16 protein-coding genes are annotated in these 18,783 nt (G+C 69.4%); 12 read left to right on the forward strand and 4 right to left on the reverse strand.

Annotation, left to right across the window (positions count from 1 at the left end):
* Positions 1 to 74 precede the first annotated feature (74 nt).
* Complete coding sequence (locus tag ACFVH5_RS28860; protein WP_385836650.1) at positions 75 to 1,097, reverse strand: NADP-dependent oxidoreductase; 1,023 nt, start codon at positions 1,095 to 1,097, stop codon at positions 75 to 77.
* Between the two features lie 113 nt (positions 1,098 to 1,210).
* Here ACFVH5_RS28860 and ACFVH5_RS28865 point away from each other — a divergent pair, with 113 nt between their 5' ends.
* Positions 1,211 to 1,681, forward strand: coding sequence for a MarR family winged helix-turn-helix transcriptional regulator (locus ACFVH5_RS28865; protein ID WP_385836651.1), 471 nt, complete (start codon positions 1,211 to 1,213; stop codon positions 1,679 to 1,681).
* Between the two features lie 266 nt (positions 1,682 to 1,947).
* Here the strand turns inward: ACFVH5_RS28865 and ACFVH5_RS28870 are convergent, their stop codons facing one another.
* On the reverse strand, positions 1,948 to 2,682 hold the full coding sequence (locus ACFVH5_RS28870) for a hypothetical protein (protein ID WP_385836652.1): 735 nt from the start codon (positions 2,680 to 2,682) through the stop codon (positions 1,948 to 1,950).
* Between the two features lie 277 nt (positions 2,683 to 2,959).
* Between ACFVH5_RS28870 and ACFVH5_RS28875 the strand changes: the two genes are divergently transcribed.
* The 8 genes from ACFVH5_RS28875 (at position 2,960) to ACFVH5_RS28910 (ending at position 13,347) form a co-directional block, all read left to right on the forward strand.
* Positions 2,960 to 4,120, forward strand: coding sequence for a mandelate racemase/muconate lactonizing enzyme family protein (locus tag ACFVH5_RS28875; RefSeq protein WP_384816208.1), 1,161 nt, complete (start codon positions 2,960 to 2,962; stop codon positions 4,118 to 4,120).
* Positions 4,121 to 4,262: 142 nt separating this feature from the next.
* Entirely contained in the window at positions 4,263 to 5,276 is a 1,014-nt protein-coding gene (locus ACFVH5_RS28880) for a zinc-binding dehydrogenase (protein ID WP_385836653.1), read from the forward strand.
* Positions 5,277 to 5,407: 131 nt separating this feature from the next.
* Entirely contained in the window at positions 5,408 to 6,376 is a 969-nt protein-coding gene (locus ACFVH5_RS28885) for a hypothetical protein (protein ID WP_384816214.1), read from the forward strand.
* A 135-nt stretch (positions 6,377 to 6,511) separates the two neighbouring features.
* On the forward strand, positions 6,512 to 7,624 hold the full coding sequence (chvE, locus tag ACFVH5_RS28890; RefSeq protein ID WP_384816216.1) for a multiple monosaccharide ABC transporter substrate-binding protein: 1,113 nt from the start codon (positions 6,512 to 6,514) through the stop codon (positions 7,622 to 7,624).
* A 35-nt stretch (positions 7,625 to 7,659) separates the two neighbouring features.
* Positions 7,660 to 9,201 (forward strand): multiple monosaccharide ABC transporter ATP-binding protein, encoded by a 1,542-nt coding sequence (gene mmsA / locus ACFVH5_RS28895; RefSeq protein ID WP_384816219.1) that lies wholly within the window; start codon positions 7,660 to 7,662, stop codon positions 9,199 to 9,201.
* A 5-nt stretch (positions 9,202 to 9,206) separates the two neighbouring features.
* Positions 9,207 to 10,454 (forward strand): multiple monosaccharide ABC transporter permease, encoded by a 1,248-nt coding sequence (gene mmsB / locus ACFVH5_RS28900; RefSeq protein WP_384816222.1) that lies wholly within the window; start codon positions 9,207 to 9,209, stop codon positions 10,452 to 10,454.
* A gap of 95 nt (positions 10,455 to 10,549) precedes the next feature.
* Entirely contained in the window at positions 10,550 to 11,620 is a 1,071-nt protein-coding gene (locus ACFVH5_RS28905) for an aldose epimerase family protein (protein WP_385836654.1), read from the forward strand.
* Between the two features lie 152 nt (positions 11,621 to 11,772).
* The gene (locus ACFVH5_RS28910; protein ID WP_385836655.1) at positions 11,773 to 13,347 is read left to right on the forward strand and encodes a pyridoxal phosphate-dependent aminotransferase; all 1,575 of its coding nucleotides are present in this window, start codon (positions 11,773 to 11,775) and stop codon (positions 13,345 to 13,347) included.
* A 380-nt stretch (positions 13,348 to 13,727) separates the two neighbouring features.
* On the opposite strand, the gene ACFVH5_RS28915 is transcribed toward ACFVH5_RS28910, so the two are convergent.
* Positions 13,728 to 14,720: an arabinan endo-1,5-alpha-L-arabinosidase gene (locus ACFVH5_RS28915; protein ID WP_385836656.1), complete on the reverse strand. Its 993-nt coding sequence runs from the start codon at positions 14,718 to 14,720 to the stop codon at positions 13,728 to 13,730.
* 260 nt (positions 14,721 to 14,980) lie between these two features.
* Between ACFVH5_RS28915 and ACFVH5_RS28920 the strand changes: the two genes are divergently transcribed.
* Positions 14,981 to 15,742, forward strand: coding sequence for an intradiol ring-cleavage dioxygenase (locus ACFVH5_RS28920; protein WP_384816233.1), 762 nt, complete (start codon positions 14,981 to 14,983; stop codon positions 15,740 to 15,742).
* 142 nt (positions 15,743 to 15,884) lie between these two features.
* Here the strand turns inward: ACFVH5_RS28920 and ACFVH5_RS28925 are convergent, their stop codons facing one another.
* Positions 15,885 to 16,076, reverse strand: a complete 192-nt coding sequence (locus tag ACFVH5_RS28925; RefSeq protein WP_385836657.1) for a hypothetical protein — start codon at positions 16,074 to 16,076, stop codon at positions 15,885 to 15,887.
* Between the two features lie 181 nt (positions 16,077 to 16,257).
* Between ACFVH5_RS28925 and ACFVH5_RS28930 the strand changes: the two genes are divergently transcribed.
* Positions 16,258 to 17,163: a LysR family transcriptional regulator gene (locus tag ACFVH5_RS28930; protein ID WP_385836658.1), complete on the forward strand. Its 906-nt coding sequence runs from the start codon at positions 16,258 to 16,260 to the stop codon at positions 17,161 to 17,163.
* A gap of 64 nt (positions 17,164 to 17,227) precedes the next feature.
* A complete protein-coding gene (locus ACFVH5_RS28935) occupies positions 17,228 to 18,772 on the forward strand; it encodes a helix-turn-helix domain-containing protein (protein WP_385836659.1) in 1,545 nt (514 codons plus the stop codon).
* Positions 18,773 to 18,783 lie beyond the last annotated feature (11 nt).

Below are 18,783 nucleotides of genomic sequence, written 5' to 3' on the forward strand. Positions count from 1 at the left end.
GTGATGGGGCTGCGCCCCATCAGGGGCGCGGGGAACTGCGCAGTCTTTTGGCTCCGCCCCCACCCGTGCCAGGGTCAGAGCGTGACGATCATCTTGCCGGTGTTGTCGCCTCGCAGAACCCCGAGGAACGCCTCAAGGTTGTTCTCGATGCCCTCGACGACCGTCTCGCGATACTTCAGCTCGCCCGAGGCGACCCACGGCCCGACCTCCTGGACGAACTGCGGCTGCAGGTCGTAGTGGTCGCCGACCAGAAGGCCCTGGATCCGGCCCCGCGTGGCGATGAGGCGCGCGAGGTTCTTCGGGCCGGGCGCCGGCTCCGTGTTGTTGTATACGGAGATCATCCCGCAGATGGCGATACGGCCGCGCAGGTTGAGGGAGCCGATGGCCGCCTCAAGGTGGTCGCCGCCGACGTTGTCGAAGTAGACGTCGATGCCGTCCGGAGCGGCCTTGCGCAGCTGCTCGCTCACGGGGCCGGTCTTGTAGTTGAAGGCGGCGTCGAAGCCGTACTCCTCCACCAGCAGCTTGACCTTCTCGTCGGAACCGGCCGAGCCGATGACCCGCGAGGCGCCCTTGAGCTTGGCGATCTGGCCGACCTGGCTGCCGACGGCGCCGGCCGCGCCGGACACGAAGACGGTGTCGCCCTCCTCGAAGGACGCGGTGCGCAGCAGGCCCGCGTACGCGGTGAGGCCGGTCATGCCGAGCGCGCCGAGGTACGTGGTCAGGGGCGCGGCGTCGGGGTCCACCTTGACGGCGTGCTTGGCGTCGAAGACGGCGTATTCGCGCCAGCCGAAGCCGTGCAGGACGTGGTCGCCGACGGAGATGCCGTCCGCGGTCGAGGCGACGACCTCGCCGACCGCGCCGCCCAGCATGGCCTTGCCCAGCTCGTAGGGGGCCACGTACGACTTCGCGGCGCTCATGCGGCCGCGCATGTACGGGTCCACGGAGAGGTGCTTGTTGCGCACCACGATCTGGTCCGGGCCGGGCTGCTTCAGGTCGGCCTCGACCAGGGCGAAGTCCTCGGGCTTCGGGACGCCGACCGGGCGGCTGACGAGATGCCATTCGCGGCTGGTGGCGGGGAGCTCGGCTGTGTCGGTCATGGAGGGCGCCTTTCCTGGTGCAACGGTTTCCACACATGAGAATACTTCAGTATGTGAAACAACCATGCTCCTGAATATTTCATGATGTCAAGTAACCGGGTAGCCTGTCGGGCATGGCCGCACAGAAGACTCCCTCGTTCGACCCACTGACCCTTGAGGTCGTCGACCTCATCGGCACGGTCGTGGCCCGCTACCACGAGGAGTACGAGGAGGCGGCGGCGGAGCATGCGCTGACCGGGGCGCAGGCGCGACTGCTGAGCCTGCTGTCGCTGGAGCCGCTGCCGATGCGGCGGCTGGCACAGAAGCTGAAGTGCGAGCCGTCGAACGTCACCGGGATCGTGGATCGCCTGGAGGCGCGGGGGCTGGCGGAGCGGCGGCCGGACCCGTCCGATCGCCGCGTGAAGCTGGCCGCCGTGACGGAGGAGGGGCGGGCTGTCGCCCGGAGCCTGCGGTTGTCCCTGCGGTTCGCTCGGGAACCGTTGGCCGGGCTGTCGCGGGAGGAGCGGGTGGCTCTGCGCGGCCTGCTGCTGCGCATGCTGGACGGTTCCACCGGGGTGGCGGACGCGGCCCCCACCCCCACCTGACCTGCGGGTCCGCGCCCCTTCAGGGGCCCAACCCCCTCGACGCCACCTGCAGCCCGGCGGGGGCTGGTCGCGCAGTTCCCCGCGCCCCTGAAGGGGCCCACCCCTCGACGCCATCCGCGACCCGGTGGGGGTTGCTCGCGCAGTTCCCCGCGCCCCTAAGAGGGGCTGCGCCCCATCAGGGGCTCGGGGAACTGCGCAGTCTTTTGGCTTCCCCCCGCCGGGTCGCAGCCTACGAGCCGGCCCGTTTCACCAGCCGCGGCCAGCGGTTACGTGCACCACCACAAGAAGCGGTCGCACGACGACTCCGTGGGGGTCGGTTCCGGGTCGGGGTCCGGCGCCTCCATCGTGGGGTCGGGATCCGGCGTACCAGGATCCGACTCCTCGGGGGCGGACGGGACGGAGGCGGGCGCCGAGGACGTCGGACCGGCCTCTGTCGACGAAGGATCGGCCGATTCCGTCCCCTCGTCGTCCTTCTCCTTGTCCTTCTTGGACTTCTCCGGCTTCTTCGACTCCGATGCGGACGGCGACGCCCCCGGCGACCCGGCGGCCCCTCCCTCGGAGGCCGACGCCCCGTCCGCGGAGGCGGAGGACCCCGCGGACGCCTCTCCTGCGGCGGACGCCTTCGGCTCCGAGGACGGCGCCTCTATGCCGAGTTCGGCGAGGCTCAGCCCGCCGGCCGCGAGCAGCAGCCCCGCCGACACGAGCAGCACCCGCCGGCGCCGCCGCCGGTGCAGCGCCGCCTTCCGGTCCCGCCGGTTCGCGCGCACCCCCCGGCTCCCGCCGCGTGTGCCGCGTCCTCGCCGGGCCCGGCGCCCCGCGCCGCCCTCCGGCTCGTCGCCGTCGTCGTCCTCACTGTCGTCCGCCGCGTCGTTACGCCCGTCGGCGTCCTCGCGGTCGTCCGGGGAGGCCGCGCTCTCTCGGCTCGCTTCGGCCGGTGTGCCGCACCCCGGGCAAGCGAGGGCGCCATTGAGGTGCCGTTGGCACGGGAGGCAGTAGTCCATGACGCCGGAAGACTAAACTCCGCTCAGGTCACGTTCCCAGGCGCAGCTGTGAAAGTTCTGTGCTGAACTGCCCGTTCGGGTGTGCCAGTTGAGGACAGGCCCGACCATTCCCCGCCTTCCTTCGCCATCTCGCCGAAACCGTTCTTCGTTCGACCCATTGACACGTCCGCCGCCCAATCCTTACTGTCTGGCCAGCATTTCGAACATGTGACGAAATCTCGAACAGTCGAAACAGATTCGTAAAAGCAGCCGCAGAGCACGACAAGGGGCATTCTCCGTGCGCATCACCGGAATCAGCACACACGTGGTCGGGACGCCGTGGCGCAACCTGACCTATGTCCAGGTGCACACCGACGAGGGCATCACCGGGGTCGGTGAGACCCGCATGCTGGGCCACACCGACGCGCTGATCGGCTATCTGCGGGAGGCGCAGGCCAATCACATTCTCGGTTCCGACCCCTTCGCCGTCGAGGACCTCGTCCGCCGTATGAAGTACGGCGACTACGGGCGCGCCGGCGAGATCGTCATGTCCGGTATCGCCGTGATCGAGATGGCGTGCTGGGACATCAAGGGCAAGGCCCTGGGCGTGCCCGTGTGGCAGCTGCTCGGCGGCAAGGTCACCGACCGCGTGAAGGCGTACGCGAACGGCTGGTACACCACGGAGCGCACTCCGGAGGCGTACCACAAGGCGGCCCAGGCGGTCGTCGAGCGCGGGTACAAGGCGCTGAAGATCGACCCGTTCGGGACGGGTCACTACGAGCTGGACCACGAGCAGTCGCTGTACTCGGTGTCGCTGATCGAGGCGGTCCGCGACGCGATCGGTCCGGACACCGAGCTGATGCTGGAGATGCACGGCCGCTTCTCGCCGGCCACGGCCATCCGGCTCGCCCACGAGCTCGCGCCCTTCAAGCCCGCGTGGCTGGAGGAGCCGGTGCCGCCGGAGAACCTGAAGGCCCTGGAGAAGGTGGCGGCGAAGGTCGACATCCCGGTCGCGACCGGTGAGCGCATTCACGATCGCATCGAGTTCCGCGAGCTGTTCGAGAGCCAGGCCGTGGACATCATCCAGCCGGACGTCGGCCACCTCGGCGGCATCTGGGAGACCCGGAAGCTGGCGGCGACCGCCGAGGCCCACTATGTCCTGGTGGCGCCCCACAACGTGGGTGGCCCGGTGCTGACCGCCGCCTCCCTCCAGGTCGGCTTCAGCTCCCCGAACTTCAAGATCCTCGAACACTTCAACGACTTCGCGGACGCGGACATCAAGAAGATCGTGAAGGGTGCCCCGCAGGTCGTCGACGGCTACTTCGAGCTGTCGCACGAGCCGGGTCTGGGCGTCGAGCTGGACACGGACGCGGCGGCGGAGTTCCCGCAGCAGCAGGCGCGCTTCGACCTGTGGGCGGACGGCTGGGAGCAGCGCAAGCCGAAGGGTGCCGCCAAGTGACGCCGCCCGGCACCGAGTTGCACCGGGGCTTGTGGCAGGCTGTGCCCAGCCGCCGGACGCCGCCGCCGTCGCGGGCCGCGGCGGACCGAGGGGCGTACGGCCTCTTCGGGACCCCGACCCGCCCCACCGCCACGGAGCCGTCATGAGCGCCGCATCCCAGGCCGTCGTCATCGAGAGGCCGGGCGAGCACCGGCTGGCCCCCCACGAGCCCACGGCACCCGCCGCGGGCGAGGCCCTGGTACGGGTCCACGCGAGCGGGATCTGCGGCAGCGACCGCGAGGTGTACCAGGGCAACCGCCCCGAGGGGTACGTCCGTTATCCGCTGACCCCGGGCCACGAGTGGTCGGGGACGGTCGAGGCGGTCGGCGGCGGGGTGCCCGAGGGTCTCGTGGGCCGCAAGGTGGTGGGTGAGGGCTTCCGCAACTGCCAGGTCTGCGACCGCTGCCACGAGGGCGAGACAACGTTGTGCACGGCCGGCTACGAGGAGACGGGTTTCACCCAGCCCGGAGCCATGGCCACCACGCTCACGCTGCCCGCCCGTCTGCTGCACGTCCTGCCGGACGACGCCGACCTGACGGCCGCGGCGCTCCTGGAGCCCGCCGCCTGCATCGCGGCGGCGGCGCTGAAGGCGAACGCGCGGCCCGGCGAGCGGGTGGCGGTCGTCGGCACCGGCACGCTCGGCATGTTCGCCGTGCAGTTCCTGAAGGCGGGTTCGCCCTCGGAGCTGCTGGTGGTGGGCACCCGCCCCGACCGCGAGGAGCTGTCGCGGAAGTTCGGCGCCGGTGACTTCCGTACCCGGGACCAGGAGCTGCCCGCCGACTTCGACGTGGTGATCGAGACCGCGGGTTCGGCGACCGCCGCGACCACGGCCGCCTCGCTGCTCAGACGCGGCGGGCGGCTGGTGCTCACGGGCATCCCGGCGGCGGGCGCGGAGGGTCTGGACCCCACGGATCTCGTCGTACGGCAGCTGGAGGTGCACACCGTGTTCGGTGCGCCGCCGGAGGCCTGGGCGCACACGGTACGGGTCTTCGGCGCGGGTCTCCTCGATCCGCTGCCGCTGGTGACGCATGAACTTCCGTTGGACGAGTTCGCCCACGCCATCGAGCTGGTGGGGTCCGGCGATCCGAAGGTCGGCAAGGTGCTGCTGAGGCCGTAGGGCCCGGTGCCGACCGATCCCCGATCCGTACGCCGGTGCGGAGACCTGACGCTCCGCACCGGCGTACATCCACCGACACGAACCATGTCCGACATATCGAACGCATACTTTGCCAGAGCTAAGGAAAGCTTGTGACCGACGCTTCTCCCAGAGCGGCCCGTCGACCCGGTGAGCAGGCGCTCGCCGCGCTCGGCCTGGGCGCTCCCGCCCTGTCCCCCGCCGACGCCTCCCCGCACTCCTTCCCGGGAGGCGGCCGGTGGCGTACCGAGATCCCCTCGTGCGAGGGGCCCGAGGCGCTGGCCGTGGTCCTCAAGGAGTCCTCGCGGCTCGATGTGCCGATCCACCGGATCAGCCAGGGCAGCGGCGTCTGGATGCTGACCGACGCCGAGATCACGGAGATGGTCGACGCCACCGCCGAGCGCGACATCGAGCTGTGCCTCTTCACCGGTCCGCGCGGCACCTGGGACATCGGTGGCTCGACCCGTACGGACTCGCGGGGCGGCGGTACCAGGGCGCGTGGTCACGATGCGGTGGCGGGCTGTCTGGAAGACGCCGTACGCGCAACGGAGTTGGGCGTAAAGTGCCTCCTCGTGGCTGACGAGGGCGTGCTGTGGACTCTGCACAGGGCCCGTGTCGCCGGGATCATTCCGGCCGACACCACGCTCAAGGTCTCGGCGCTCATCGGTCCGGTCAACCCGGCCGCGTACGCCGTGTACGAGCAGCTCGGCGGGGACTCCATCAACGTGCCCAGCGATCTCACGCTGGACCACCTGACGGAGATCCGCAGGGTCAGCGCGGCCCCGATGGACATGTACATCGAGGCTCCCGACGATCTCGGCGGCTACGTGCGCATGTACGAGGTCGCCGAGCTGATCCGACGCGGCGCACCGCTGTACCTGAAGTTCGGCCTGTCCAAGGCTCCCGGGATCTACCCGTACGGCCACCACATGAGGGAGCTGACGCTGTCCACGGCACGGGAGAGGGTGCGGCGCGGCCGGCTGGCCCTGGACCTGCTGGCGCGGCACGGGGCGGACGGCGACATGGCGCCGCTCGGCTCGCGGCTGCCGGGGACACTCCAACGTTTTGACATTCCCTCATAACGTTCCGACTACACCCCCTTCACAAAAGACGACGCGGCCGAACACAATCCCACACACCTCCTCTCGGTCGTCCTCGCTCCACCACCTTCACAAACTGAAGACCGAGCCTCCGTCAGAGCATCAAGGAAGATGATCATGCGCAATCGCAAGGCAGCCCTCTCCGCCATAGCCGCGGCAGCCTCTCTCGCCCTCACCCTGTCCGCCTGCGGGCAGGACAGCGACGGCGGGAGTGAGAGCGACAAGGGAGACGCGAAGGGGGGCACCGTCGGCATCGCCATGCCGACCAAGTCCTCCGAGCGCTGGATCGCCGACGGCGCCAACGTGGAGAAGAACCTCAAGGCGGCCGGCTACAAGACCAAGCTGGCCTACGGCGAGGACGACCCGGACACCCAGGTCTCGCAGATCGAGAACATGATCACGCAGGGCGTGAAGGCGCTGATCATCGCGGCGATCGACAACAAGTCGCTCGACAACGTGCTGCAGCAGGCCAAGGAAGCCGACATCCCGGTCATCTCCTACGACCGCCTGATCCTCAACTCGCCGAACGTCGACTACTACGCGTCGTTCGACAACGAGAAGGTCGGCGAGCTCCAGGGCGGCTACATCGTCGAGAAGCTCGGTCTCAAGGACGGCTCCAAGAAGGGCCCGTTCAACGTCGAGCTCTTCGCCGGCTCGAACGACGACAACAACACCCAGTACTTCTTCAAGGGCGCGATGAACGCCCTGCAGCCGTACATCGACAAGAAGCAGATCGTCATCAAGTCCGGCCAGACCAAGCTCAACCAGGTCACCACCCTGCGCTGGGACGGCGGCACCGCCCAGAAGCGCATGGACGACCTGCTCACCTCGGCGTACAAGAGCGCCAAGGTCGACGCCGTGCTCTCGCCCTACGACGGCATCTCCATCGGCATCCTGTCCGCGCTCAAGTCGGACGACTACGGCAGCAAGAGCAAGCCGCTGCCGATCGTCACGGGCCAGGACGCCGAGGTCGCCTCGGTGAAGTCGATCATCGACGACCAGCAGACGCAGACGGTCTACAAGGACACCCGCAAGCTCGCCGAGGTCGCCTCCAACATGGTCGACGCCGTGCTTCAGGACAAGAAGCCCGAGACGAACGACACCAAGACGTACAACAACGGCGCGAAGGTCATCCCCGCCTACCTGCTGGACCCGGTCAACGTCGACAAGTCCAACTACAAGGAGGTCGTCGTCGACTCGGGCTACATCAAGGAAAGCGACCTGAAGTAACAACCGCCGTTTTCTAAGGATTGGAAGGCACGACCATGGCGGGACCCGTCCTGGAAATGCGCTCGATCGTCAAGACCTTTCCCGGCGTCAAGGCGCTGTCGGACGTCTCTCTGAGCGTCCGGCCGGGCGAGGTCCACGCCATCTGCGGGGAGAACGGCGCCGGGAAGTCGACCCTCATGAAGGTCCTCTCCGGCGTCCACCCGCACGGGACGTACGAGGGCGACATCCTCTTCGAGGGTGACCCCTGCACGTTCAAGGACATCAGGGCGAGCGAGCAGCACGGCATTGTGATCATCCACCAGGAGCTTGCCCTGGTGCCCTACCTCTCCATCGCGGAGAACATCTTCCTCGGCAACGAGCACGCCACGCGCGGGTTCATCAGCTGGACCGAGACGCTGAGGCACGCGACCGAGCTGCTGCGGCGGGTCGGGCTCGACGAGCACCCCGACACCCGCGTCGCCGACATCGGTGTGGGCAAGCAGCAGCTCGTCGAGATCGCGAAGGCGCTGTCGAAGAAGGTGAAGCTGCTGATCCTCGACGAGCCGACGGCGGCTCTGAACGACGAGGACAGCGGCAAGCTCCTGGAGCTCATCCTGGGTCTCAAGGACCAGGGCATCACCTCGATCATCATCTCGCACAAGCTCAACGAGATCGCGGCGGTCGCGGACTCGGTGACCATCCTGCGCGACGGGCGGTCCATCGAGACCCTCGACGTGAAGGCCGCGGAGACCACCGAGGACCGGATCATCAGCGGCATGGTGGGCCGCGACCTCGACCACCGCTTCCCGGAGCGCACCCCGCACGACACCGAGGTGGGCGCGGCGCCGGCCCTGGAGATCCGCAACTGGACCGTGCACCACCCGATCGACCAGCAGCGCAAGGTGGTCGACGACGTGTCGATCCAGGTGCGCCGCGGGGAGATCGTCGGTATCGCCGGGCTCATGGGCGCCGGGCGCACCGAGCTGGCGATGAGCGTCTTCGGGCGCACCTACGGCCGGTACGCGGGCGGCACCGTCCTCAAGGACGGCAAGGAGATCCGTACGAAGACCGTGTCCGAAGCGGTCAAGCACGGCATCGCGTACGTCACCGAGGACCGCAAGCACTACGGCCTCAACCTCATCGACACCATCAACCGGAACATCACGCTCAGCGCGCTGGGCAAGGTCGCCAAGGGCGGTGTGGTCGACGAGCACCAGGAGCGGCAGGTCTCCGAGGGCTTCCGCAAGTCGATGAACATCAAGGCGCCGACGGTCTTCGAGCCGGTGGGCAAGCTGTCGGGCGGCAACCAGCAGAAGGTCGTCCTCAGCAAGTGGATCTTCGCGGGGCCCGATGTGCTGATCCTGGACGAGCCGACCCGCGGTATCGACGTGGGCGCCAAGTTCGAGATCTACACGGTCATCGACAAACTGGCCGCCGAGGGCAAGGCGGTCGTCTTCATCTCCTCCGAGCTGCCCGAACTGCTCGGAATGTGCGACCGCATCTACACGATGTCCGCCGGGCGGCTGACCGGTGAGGTCCAGCGGGCCGAGGCCACGCAGGAAGTGCTGATGCGCCAGATGACGAAGGACAAGAGGTAAGACCGATGAGCACGAATGTGACCGCCAAGTCCCCCGCGCCGGCACCCGCCGGCAAGGGCGGCTCGTCAGGCGGCGGCGACGGCCTGCTGCAGCTGATGGTGGACGGCATGCGCCGCAACATGCGGCAGTACGGCATGCTGATCGCGCTGGGCCTGATCGTGGTGCTGTTCGCGGTGTGGACCGACGGCGACCTGCTGCTGCCGCGCAACGTCTCCAACCTGGTGCTGCAGAACAGCTACATCCTGATCCTCGCGATCGGCATGATGCTCGTCATCATCGCGGGCCACATCGACCTGTCGGTCGGCTCGCTCACCGCCTTCGTGGGCGCGGTGGCGGCCGTACTGATGGTCAAGCACGACCTCGACTGGCCGATCGCCGTGGTGCTGTGCCTGCTCCTGGGCGCCGCCGCGGGAGCCGCGCAGGGCTTCTTCATCGCGTATCTGGGCATACCATCCTTCATCGTGACCCTCGCGGGCATGCTGACCTTCCGCGGTCTGACCGAGATCTTCCTGGAGGGCCAGACGCTCGGCCCGTTCCCCGAGGGTCTGCAGAAGGTCTCCAACGGCTTCCTCCCCGAGGTCGGCCCGGACACCAACTACCACAACCTCACGCTGCTGCTCGGCTTCGCCGTGATCGCGTTCATCGTGCTGCAGGAGTTCCGTGACCGCAGGCGGCAGCAGGAGTTCGCGCTCGACGTACCGCCCTTCAAGCTGTTCCTGCTGAAGCTCGTGGCCCTCGTCGCCGCCGTGCTCACGGTGACGATGATGCTCGCCAGCTACAAGGGCGCCCCGGTCGTGCTGATCATCCTCGGCGTCCTCGTCGTCGGCTTCGGCTATGTGATGCGCAACGCCGTCATCGGCCGCCACATCTACGCGATCGGCGGCAACCTGCCCGCCGCGAAGCTCTCCGGTGTGCGGGACAAGAAGGTCACCTTCCTGGTCTTCCTCAACATGGGCATGCTCGCGGCGCTGGCCGGTCTGGTCTTCGCGGCCCGCTTCAACGCGGCCTCGCCCAAGGCCGGTGTGAACTTCGAACTGGAGGCGATCGCCGCCTCGTTCATCGGCGGCGCGTCGATGAGCGGCGGCGTGGGCACGGTCCTCGGCGCGATCATCGGTGGTGTCGTGCTGGGTGTGCTCAACAACGGCATGAACCTCGTCGGTGTCGGCAGCGACTGGCAGCAGGTCATCAAGGGCCTGGTGCTGCTCGCGGCGGTCGGCTTCGACGTGTGGAACAAGCGCAAGGTCGGTTCGTAACGTGCAGGTGGGGCCCCGTGGACGTACGGTCCACGGGGCCCCATTTTGCTTTGTGCGCGTCAGGAACCACTCACGTCTCGGGAAGACAGGAACCGGTGAAAGAACTGGTGAACGAACTGGTGAAGGAACTCTTCGGCGAACTCGCCGACGGCACGAAGGTCCACCGCTGGTCGCTGGAGAACGGCGGCACCCGGCTGAAGGTCCTCTCGTACGGCGGCATCGTCCAGTCCCTGGAACTTCCCGACGGGCACGGCGGACACACCAACGTCTCGCTCGGCTTCGACACCGTCGAGGCGTACGAGACGTCCAGCCCGTACTTCGGCGCGATCATCGGCCGGTACGGCAACCGCATCGCCAAGGGCCGGTTCGCCCTCGACGGTGAGGAGCACGTCCTGCCCGTCAACGACGGCGGCCACAACCTGCACGGCGGGCCCGAGGGCTTCGACCGGCAGGTCTGGGACGTGGAGGAGTTCACGTCCGGCACCGACGTGGGCCTGGTCCTGCGGCGCACCAGCCCCGACGGCGAGATGGGCTACCCCGGCACGCTCACGGTGCAGGTGACGTACACCCTGACCGCGCAGGGCGACTGGCGCGTCGACTACGAGGCGACCACCGACCGGGCCACGGTCGTCAACCTCACCAACCACGTGTACTGGAACCTGGCCGGCGAGAACGGCGGCTCCGTCCACGACCATCTGCTGACGGTCGCCGCGTCCCGCTACACCCCGGTCGACGCGGGACTCGTCCCCACCGGCGAGCTGGCCGGGGTCGCGGGGACACCCTTCGACTTCCGTACGCCGAAGACGCTCGGGGCGGATCTGCGGCGCGAGGACCCACAACTGCTGTACGCCCAGGGCATCGACCACAACATGGTCCTGGACAAGGGGCCGACGGAACGGCCCGAGCACATCGCGCAGCTGCGGGAGCCCGTCTCCGGCCGCACTCTGAGGATCGCGACGACCGAGCCCGGAGTGCAGCTCTACACCGGGAACTTCCTGGACGGCACCCTCGTCGGGACCGGCGGCCGGGCCTACGGGCAGGGCGACGCGGTGTGCCTGGAGACCCAGCACTTCCCCGACTCGCCGAACCGCCCGGAGTTCCCGTCGACCGTGCTCAGGCCAGGTGGGACGTACCGCTCGACGACGGTCCATTCGTTCAACATGTAACCACCCTTCACAGGTGGTTCACAACTTCCACATCGATTCACAGTCGTTGAACAGGGACACACAGGCGCACGTACTTAGAGGCGGCCCGGGTATCCCCGCTCGGGCCGCCGCCCGCGTACCCGCTCGGGCCGCCCCTCAAGGACGGAGGGTCCATGGCCGACAATGTCACCTCGCTGTTCCGCACCGGCGCGCACAGCCCCTCGATGGCCGCGCTGGCACGAGAGAGCGGGGAGGCCGGTCCGGTGGACTTCTGCATCCCGTGCAACCCGTACTTCCCCTCGCCCAGGATGATGGACGAGCTGACCCACCGACTGCGCGACATCATCACGTACTACCCCAGCAGCGCGGACACCATCACCGCCGAACTGTGCAATCTGCTGCAACTTCCCCCGCAGTGCGTGGCGATGGGCAACGGGTCCACCGAACTGATCACCTGGATCGACCACTTGCTCGTCCGTGAGTCGCTCGCCATCCCCGTCCCCACCTTCGGCCGCTGGACCGACCAGCCGCTGGAGACCGGCAAGCGCGTCGACATGTTCCCGCTCCAGGAGAGCAACGGCTTCGCGCTCGACCCGGCGCAGTACATCCAGTTCATCCGCTCCAGGGGCACCCGCGCGGCCGTCATCTGCAACCCGAACAACCCCGACGGCGGCTTCCTCCCCAAGCAGACCATCCTGGCGTTCTGCGACGCGCTCGCCGACCTCGACCTGATCGTCATCGACGAGTCGTTCCTCGAGTTCGCCGACGCGGAGAACGAGCCGAGCATCGTCGAGGAAGCGGTGATGCGCCCCAACGTCATCGTGCTGCGCAGCCTCGGCAAGAACTTCGGCCTGCACGGCGTGCGGTTCGGCTACATGGTGGCCAACCCGGGCCTCGCGGGCAAGATCCGCTCGATGCTGCCGAAGTGGAACCTGAACGCCTTCGCCGAGACCGTGGTCTTCATGCTCAAGGACTACGGGGCCGAGTACGTCGAGAGCCTGCACATGGTGCGCCGCGACCGGCTCGACATGGCCCGCCAGCTCTCCACGCTGCCCGGACTCACGGTCTACCCCTCGCAGGGCAACTTCCTCTTCGTGCGCCTCCCCGTGGGCGCCGAGGGCACCGTGGTCCGGGACCGACTGCTCACCGAGCACCGGATCCTGGTCCGCGAGTGCGGCAACAAGATCGGCTCGTCCAGCCGCTTCGTGCGGCTCGTGGTACGCCCACAGGAGGACGTACGCCGTCTGGTGACCGGCCTGGAGTCGGTGCTCTACGGAACCACCAGACGGGGTGCCGCCGTACCCGAGCTGAGCCAAGGGGTCGGCTACAGCTCGGGGACCGCGGCCGTCGACCGGCTCGTCGGCTCCACGAACGGTCAGGGCTATCCGGGGCTCGCGGGCGCGGCGAACGGGATGGTGCAGCAGCCTCAGCCGGTGCCTCAACAACCGCAGCAGTTGCCGCAGCAGCCGCAGCCGCTCGTCGCCGCGGCCAACGGGATGGTCGGACAGCCCCAGCCGCTGACCGCGGCGCAGACGCGGGGGACCACGGGGATGCCGGGCGGGCTGACCGCGATCGCCGCGCCGGGGCAGCCGCAGGGATTCCCGCAACAGGGGTTCCCGCAGCAGCCTCAGGCGATGCCGCAGCCCCAGCCCGTGCCTCAGCAGCAGCCCGGCGGCTGGCCGAACACGCCGGGGGCGTCGAACGGAGCGGGCTGGCCTGCGGCCGGCGGAGTCAACCGCGTCGGCTGACGCCCGGTGGGGCCACCCCAACCGATCGCGAGGTTCCCCGCGCCCCTATGGCTCGGCGCCGCTGCATGTGCGGCTCAAAGATCGCGCAGTTCCCCGCGCCCCTTCAGGTGCGGCTCCGGTGGGGGTTGCTCGCGCCGTTCCCCGCGCCCCTGAAAAACGGGGCTGCGCCCCAGTTTTTCGCCCTTAAGGGGCGCGGGGAACGGCGCGGCCCACCCCCACCGTCCCGCACCCGACGAACCGGCGCAGGCCCTTTCAGGGGCGCGGGGAACTGCGCAATCGGTTGGCGCGACCCCCACCGGCCCGCAGATTCAATGGGCGCGCGGTCCCCAGGGGCGCGGGGAACTGCGCAATCTTGTGGCGTACCCCCACCGGCCCGCGGGTCAGTACGCGACGGGCCATCCCGTGGTCCAGGACAGGAGGTTGATGCCTAGTTTGGGTGTGCCGTTGTCCTGGCCGTCGTAGTAGTGGTAAACGATCAGGTCGCCGTCCGAGTCCGCCATGATCGACTGCCCGCCGGGCCCGATGTACCGCCCGTGCGACTCCAGCACCGCCGTCCCGCCGTTGTTCGTCATCGCCACACCGTTCTTGTCGTAGTACGGCCCCGTGACACTGGTGGCCCGCCCGACCTTGACCTTGTACGTGGAACTGGTGCCGGCGCAGCAGGTGTCGTACGACGCGAACAGGTAGTAGTAGCCGTTGCGCTTGACGATGTACGGCGCCTCGACGGCCTTGGTGCCGGTCGGACGGGACGCGATCGAGTAGCGCGTGGTGTTCGTCGAGAGCTGCTTGCCGGTGGACGGGTTGATCTGGATCATTTTCAGCCCGGTCCACCAACTGCCGAAGGACAGCCACCACTTGCCGTCGCTGTCGACGAAGAGGTTCGGGTCGATGGCGTTGTAGTCGCTGGAGGTGGTGGACGTGTAGACCGTCCCGTAGTCGCTCCAGGAGCCCGGCAGCCCGGTCGTCGAACCGGCGAGCCCGATGGCCGACTTGTTCGAGCCGAAGGTCGAGACGGCGTAGTACATCAGGTACTTGCCGCCCGCGTACGAGATGTCGGGCGCCCACGCCTCGGTCGCGTACGACGACCACCAGCCCGGCTTGGTGCCGAAGGCGTCGGAGCCCGCGCTGAAGGCGATCCTGTTCGTCGACGTCCTGTAGCTGAGGCCTCCGCCGGTCGCGTACAGCAGGTACTGCCCGGACGAGGTGCGGATCATCGTCGGGTCGTGCACGACGATCGAGCCGGTGACGGTGCCCGGGTTCGGGTACGCGGACGCGGTGGTGGGGACGAGGGCGAGCAGGATCGCCGCGGGGAGGGCGAGAAGCGCGGTCCTGCGGCCCGTGCGGCGGGGAGTCCTGCTGGAGGTGGGGCTCACGCGGATCCTCCTACGAGTGGGGGGAGTCGAGGCCTCGCCCGTTCGACATCACGGACGCCGGTCATGACTTCGAACGGGCGGGATGACCCCGGAACGTAGAATCGAACCCCTTGCGCGTCAACGGTTCACACAGCCCCGCGCGCCCCGGTAAACGTCGAAAGTCTTTCGGCGTCCCGGCTGTCTCACAACAGACTTGACGCTTCGTCACTTTGCCCAACCCACAGCGCTTCGACAGATTCCGTTTCTACGGTGCCGTGTTCATGACAGACACATCGATCGGACGTCGAACCGTGCTCATCGCCACGGGCGCCACCGCGGCCACTCTGGCCGTCGGTGCCACGCTCCCCGAGGCCCCCACCACGGCCCCCACTACGGCTGCCGACCAGCAGCCGGCCGCCGCCGCGGCCGTCTGCACCCTCACGAAGGAGATGACCGAAGGCCCCTACTACCTCGACGGACAACTCGTCCGCGCGGACATCCACGAGGACAAGACCGGGATTCCGCTCAAGCTCACGCTCACCGTCGTCGACGACGACACCTGCGCTCCGCTCGACAGCGCGCTGGTGGAGATCTGGCACTGCGACGCGCTCGGCGAGTACTCCGGGTTCGTCGGCGGGAACGGGCACAACGAGCCCGACAACGGCAGGTTCCTGCGCGGCGGGGTCCTGACGGGCGCCGACGGCGTCGCGAAGATCACCAGCGTCTACCCCGGCTGGTACCGGGGACGGTGCATCCACATCCACATCAAGGTGCACACCGACGTCACGCTGACCTCCGACGGCTCGTTCGAGGGCGGTCAGGAGCTGCACACCGGGCAGCTGTTCTTCGACGAGGCGATCACCACGAGGGTGGCGGCGGTGCCGGTGTACGCGGCGAACACCGTGCCGCGGACGACGCTCGCGCAGGACGGCATCTACGACGACGGGGGCGCGGCGTCGGGTCTGCTGACCCTGACCGCGCTGGGCAGCACGACGACGGCGGGCTATGCGGGCGCGTTGACGCTGGGCGTCGAAACGTCCTGATCGACCACTCGTCGGCTGCGGGCCGGTGGAGGCGGGCGGCGCAGTTCCCCGCGCCCCTCAAGGGCGAAAAACTGGGGCGCAGCCCCGTTTTCAGGGGCGCGGGGAACTGCGCGAACGGCCCCCACCGGCCCGCAGGTGGCACTCAGCCCCGCCCGCTACGGCTGAGCACGCGCATGCCCGACGCGTCCACGACCCGTACCTGCAGCGACCCGCACCCGCAGCGGGTCCAGACCGTGTGGCCGCCCGCCGTACCGTGCCGGGACACCACCTGGAACGGTTCGGCACGGTCCGGCCATCCGCAGTGCGGGCACGCGTCACGCTGTGCGCTGGTCATCGGGGGCTCCTCGTGTAGTGGGTCGACTGCGGGCGCGTGGGGGCTCGGGGCTGGTCGCGGCCCGCGGCGGAGCCGCATATCGATACGGCCCCGCGCCCCTTGAGGGCACCTTCAGGGTGAAGCCCAGTGACCGTGCACGTCCAGGTTGACTTTCTGGACCTGACCCTTAAGCCTGGGCTTCATGATTGATCTGCGGCGACTCCACGTCCTGCGAGCCGTCGAGCACTACGGCACCGTCACCGCCGCCGCCAGAGCCCTGCACCTGACCACCTCCGCCGCCTCCCAGCAGGTCCGCCTGCTCGCCCGTGAGCTGGGCGTCGTCCTGCTGGAGCCACAGGGCCGCGGCGTACGCCTGACCTCCGCCGCGCGCAGCCTGATCACGCACGCCGACGCCATCCAGGCCCGCTGGGACCAGGCGGAGCTGGACCTGCGGTCCGACCACGACGATCCGGCCGGACTGCTGCGGGTCACCGGCTTCCCGATGGCCGTCTCGGTGCTGATCGCCCCCATGGCGGCCCGGCTGCGCGAACGACACCCCCGCCTCTCCGTCCGCATCCAGGAGGCGGTCGTACCCGAGAGCTTCAACCTGCTCTTCGAGGGCGGGGCCGATCTCGCGGTCGTCGAGGCGACCTCGCGCAACCCCCCGATCAGCGACGCCCGGTTCGACCAACAGCCTTTGCTGGACGACCCGTTCGACCTGGTCGTACCCGACACGCACCGGCTGGCGGGCCGCGAGCGGACGGATCTCGCGGAGGCCGCCCGCGAGGAGTGGATCGCGCCGTCCGAGGACAACCCCTGCCGTCTGCAGGTGCTGTCCGCGTGCGGTGCCGCCGGATTCACCCCCGACATCGTCCACCAGGCCTGGGACTGGAACGTGACGGCCCACCTCGTCGCGCACGGCCTCGGTGTCGCGCTCATCCCGCGGCTCGCCCATCTGACCCCCCACCTGCCGATCACCCGCGTCCGCTGCACGGGCGACCCGCACCGCAAACTCCTCACCTGTACCCGTGCCGGGGGCCATGAGCGCCCGGCCGTCGCGGCGGCCCTCGCCGAACTCCGGGAACTGGCACCCACAGCGGTGGCGTGACCCACAGGGGGGCGCACTAGGGTGCCCCCCTGTCGGACCGTGGTACGCGGGGCAGGGAAGGTGCGTGAGAGCTGTGGGGGTGCCGGGACACGGGGAGGACGTCGACGAACTGCTGCGGCTCGTACGGCGGCAGGGCGACCCGGCGGAGGTACTGGACTGGCTGGGCCGCCGGACCGGGGCGCACGTAGCCTGGATCGGCCGCGAGGGCACGGTCGAGGCGGCCACGGCCGGCTTCCCCCGGCGGATCGCGGACGCGCTGACGGAACAGGTGGAGCGGCTGTCCGGCGGACGGCTGGCCGCGGCCACCACACGGGTCGGCGAGCGGGAGGTACGCCTGGAGGCCTTCGGCGGACGCGAGCCGCGCCCGGTGCTGGTGACGGTCAGCATGTCGCCGCTGCCGCGGGAGGCCGCCGCGCTGGCCTCGCAGGCCGGCGGCATCGTCCACCTGCTGAGCAGGGCGTCGGACGCCGACGGCGGCACCCGCGGATACGAGGCGAAGGCGGCGCAACTGCGGTTCGCGGTCCTGACCGCGCTGCTGGCCGGGGACGTCACCATGGCACGCCGGATGACCACCGGTGACGTACCGCCGCTGCTGAACGCGGAGCGCGTACGCGTCCATCTCCTGCACTGTCCGCCCGCCGACCGCGACCGGCTGACCAGGACCTATCTGGACCCGTCGGGCTATCACGGCCCCGGGCTGATGGTGAACTGCCCGGTCTTCAAAGAGCAGTTGATCTGCCCCGTGGCCGAGGACCCGGAACTGGGCGGCCGGTTCCGGCAGGGCGAGGTGCTGCGGCGGCTCGTCGCGGAGAACCAGGGGTACGCGCTCGGCGTCAGCAGGCCCCATCCGCTCGCCGCCACGGGCGAGGCCTACGGAGAGGCCGTGCACGCCCTCGCCGTCGCCCGCAACTCCCCCGGCCGGCTGGCCGCCTACCGGGGCCGGCCCTCGCTCGTGCACGTACTGCCGCGCCGGGCGGCCCTCGCCTGGGCGCGCGCCCACCTGGAGCCGTTGCAGGCCGTCCCCAAGCCCACCCTGGACGTCGTCCGGCTAGCCGTCACGTTCTCGCGGTCCGGCGTGGCCCGTCTGCTGCACCTCAGCCGCACCACCGTCACGGCCCACTGCCGCCGGGCGGAGGAGGCGCTGGGCGTCGACCTCGGCGAGGTCCGCACCCGGGCCACGCTCGATCTGGCCCTGTCCCTCACGGCGCTCCAGCCCGATCCCGCCGACACCACCCAGGCCGACACGGTCCAACTGGTCGCGCCCCCGCTCGGGGAACTCCTGCGCTCCTCCCCCGCCACCGCGTGGGCGGAACCCTTCCTGCACCCTCTGCGCGACACCCGGCACCACGATCTGTTCCTCACCGTGGAGGCCTGGATCGACGCCAACACCGACGCCCAGCGCACGGCCGCGCGGGTGGGCCTGAGCCGCAACACGGTCCGCGCCCATCTGCGCGCCGCCGAACGCCTCCTCAACCGGGATCTGCTGACCACCGGTTCGGGCGTCCACGACCTCGTGCACGCCCTGCGGGTGACGGGTGGACAGCGTGCACACCCGGCGGCCGAATCTGGCCAGCGTGCACGGTGGTCGGCCGCGGACGTCGCCTCATAACGTGCACAGTG

The sequence above is a fragment of the Streptomyces sp. NPDC127119 genome, from assembly GCF_042677425.1.
In the GTDB taxonomy this organism is placed as follows: Bacteria; Actinomycetota; Actinomycetes; order Streptomycetales; family Streptomycetaceae; genus Streptomyces.

Coding starts and splice junctions, on each gene's coding strand:
- ACFVH5_RS28860 (WP_385836650.1), bottom strand. CDS start 1,097: ATGACCGACACAGCCGAGCTCCCCGCCACCAGCCGCGAATGGCATCTC.
- ACFVH5_RS28865 (WP_385836651.1), top strand. CDS start 1,211: ATGGCCGCACAGAAGACTCCCTCGTTCGACCCACTGACCCTTGAGGTC.
- ACFVH5_RS28870 (WP_385836652.1), bottom strand. CDS start 2,682: ATGGACTACTGCCTCCCGTGCCAACGGCACCTCAATGGCGCCCTCGCT.
- ACFVH5_RS28880 (WP_385836653.1), top strand. CDS start 4,263: ATGAGCGCCGCATCCCAGGCCGTCGTCATCGAGAGGCCGGGCGAGCAC.
- chvE (WP_384816216.1), top strand. CDS start 6,512: ATGCGCAATCGCAAGGCAGCCCTCTCCGCCATAGCCGCGGCAGCCTCT.
- mmsA (WP_384816219.1), top strand. CDS start 7,660: ATGGCGGGACCCGTCCTGGAAATGCGCTCGATCGTCAAGACCTTTCCC.
- mmsB (WP_384816222.1), top strand. CDS start 9,207: ATGAGCACGAATGTGACCGCCAAGTCCCCCGCGCCGGCACCCGCCGGC.
- ACFVH5_RS28910 (WP_385836655.1), top strand. CDS start 11,773: ATGGCCGACAATGTCACCTCGCTGTTCCGCACCGGCGCGCACAGCCCC.
- ACFVH5_RS28920 (WP_384816233.1), top strand. CDS start 14,981: ATGACAGACACATCGATCGGACGTCGAACCGTGCTCATCGCCACGGGC.
- ACFVH5_RS28925 (WP_385836657.1), bottom strand. CDS start 16,076: ATGACCAGCGCACAGCGTGACGCGTGCCCGCACTGCGGATGGCCGGAC.
- ACFVH5_RS28930 (WP_385836658.1), top strand. CDS start 16,258: ATGATTGATCTGCGGCGACTCCACGTCCTGCGAGCCGTCGAGCACTAC.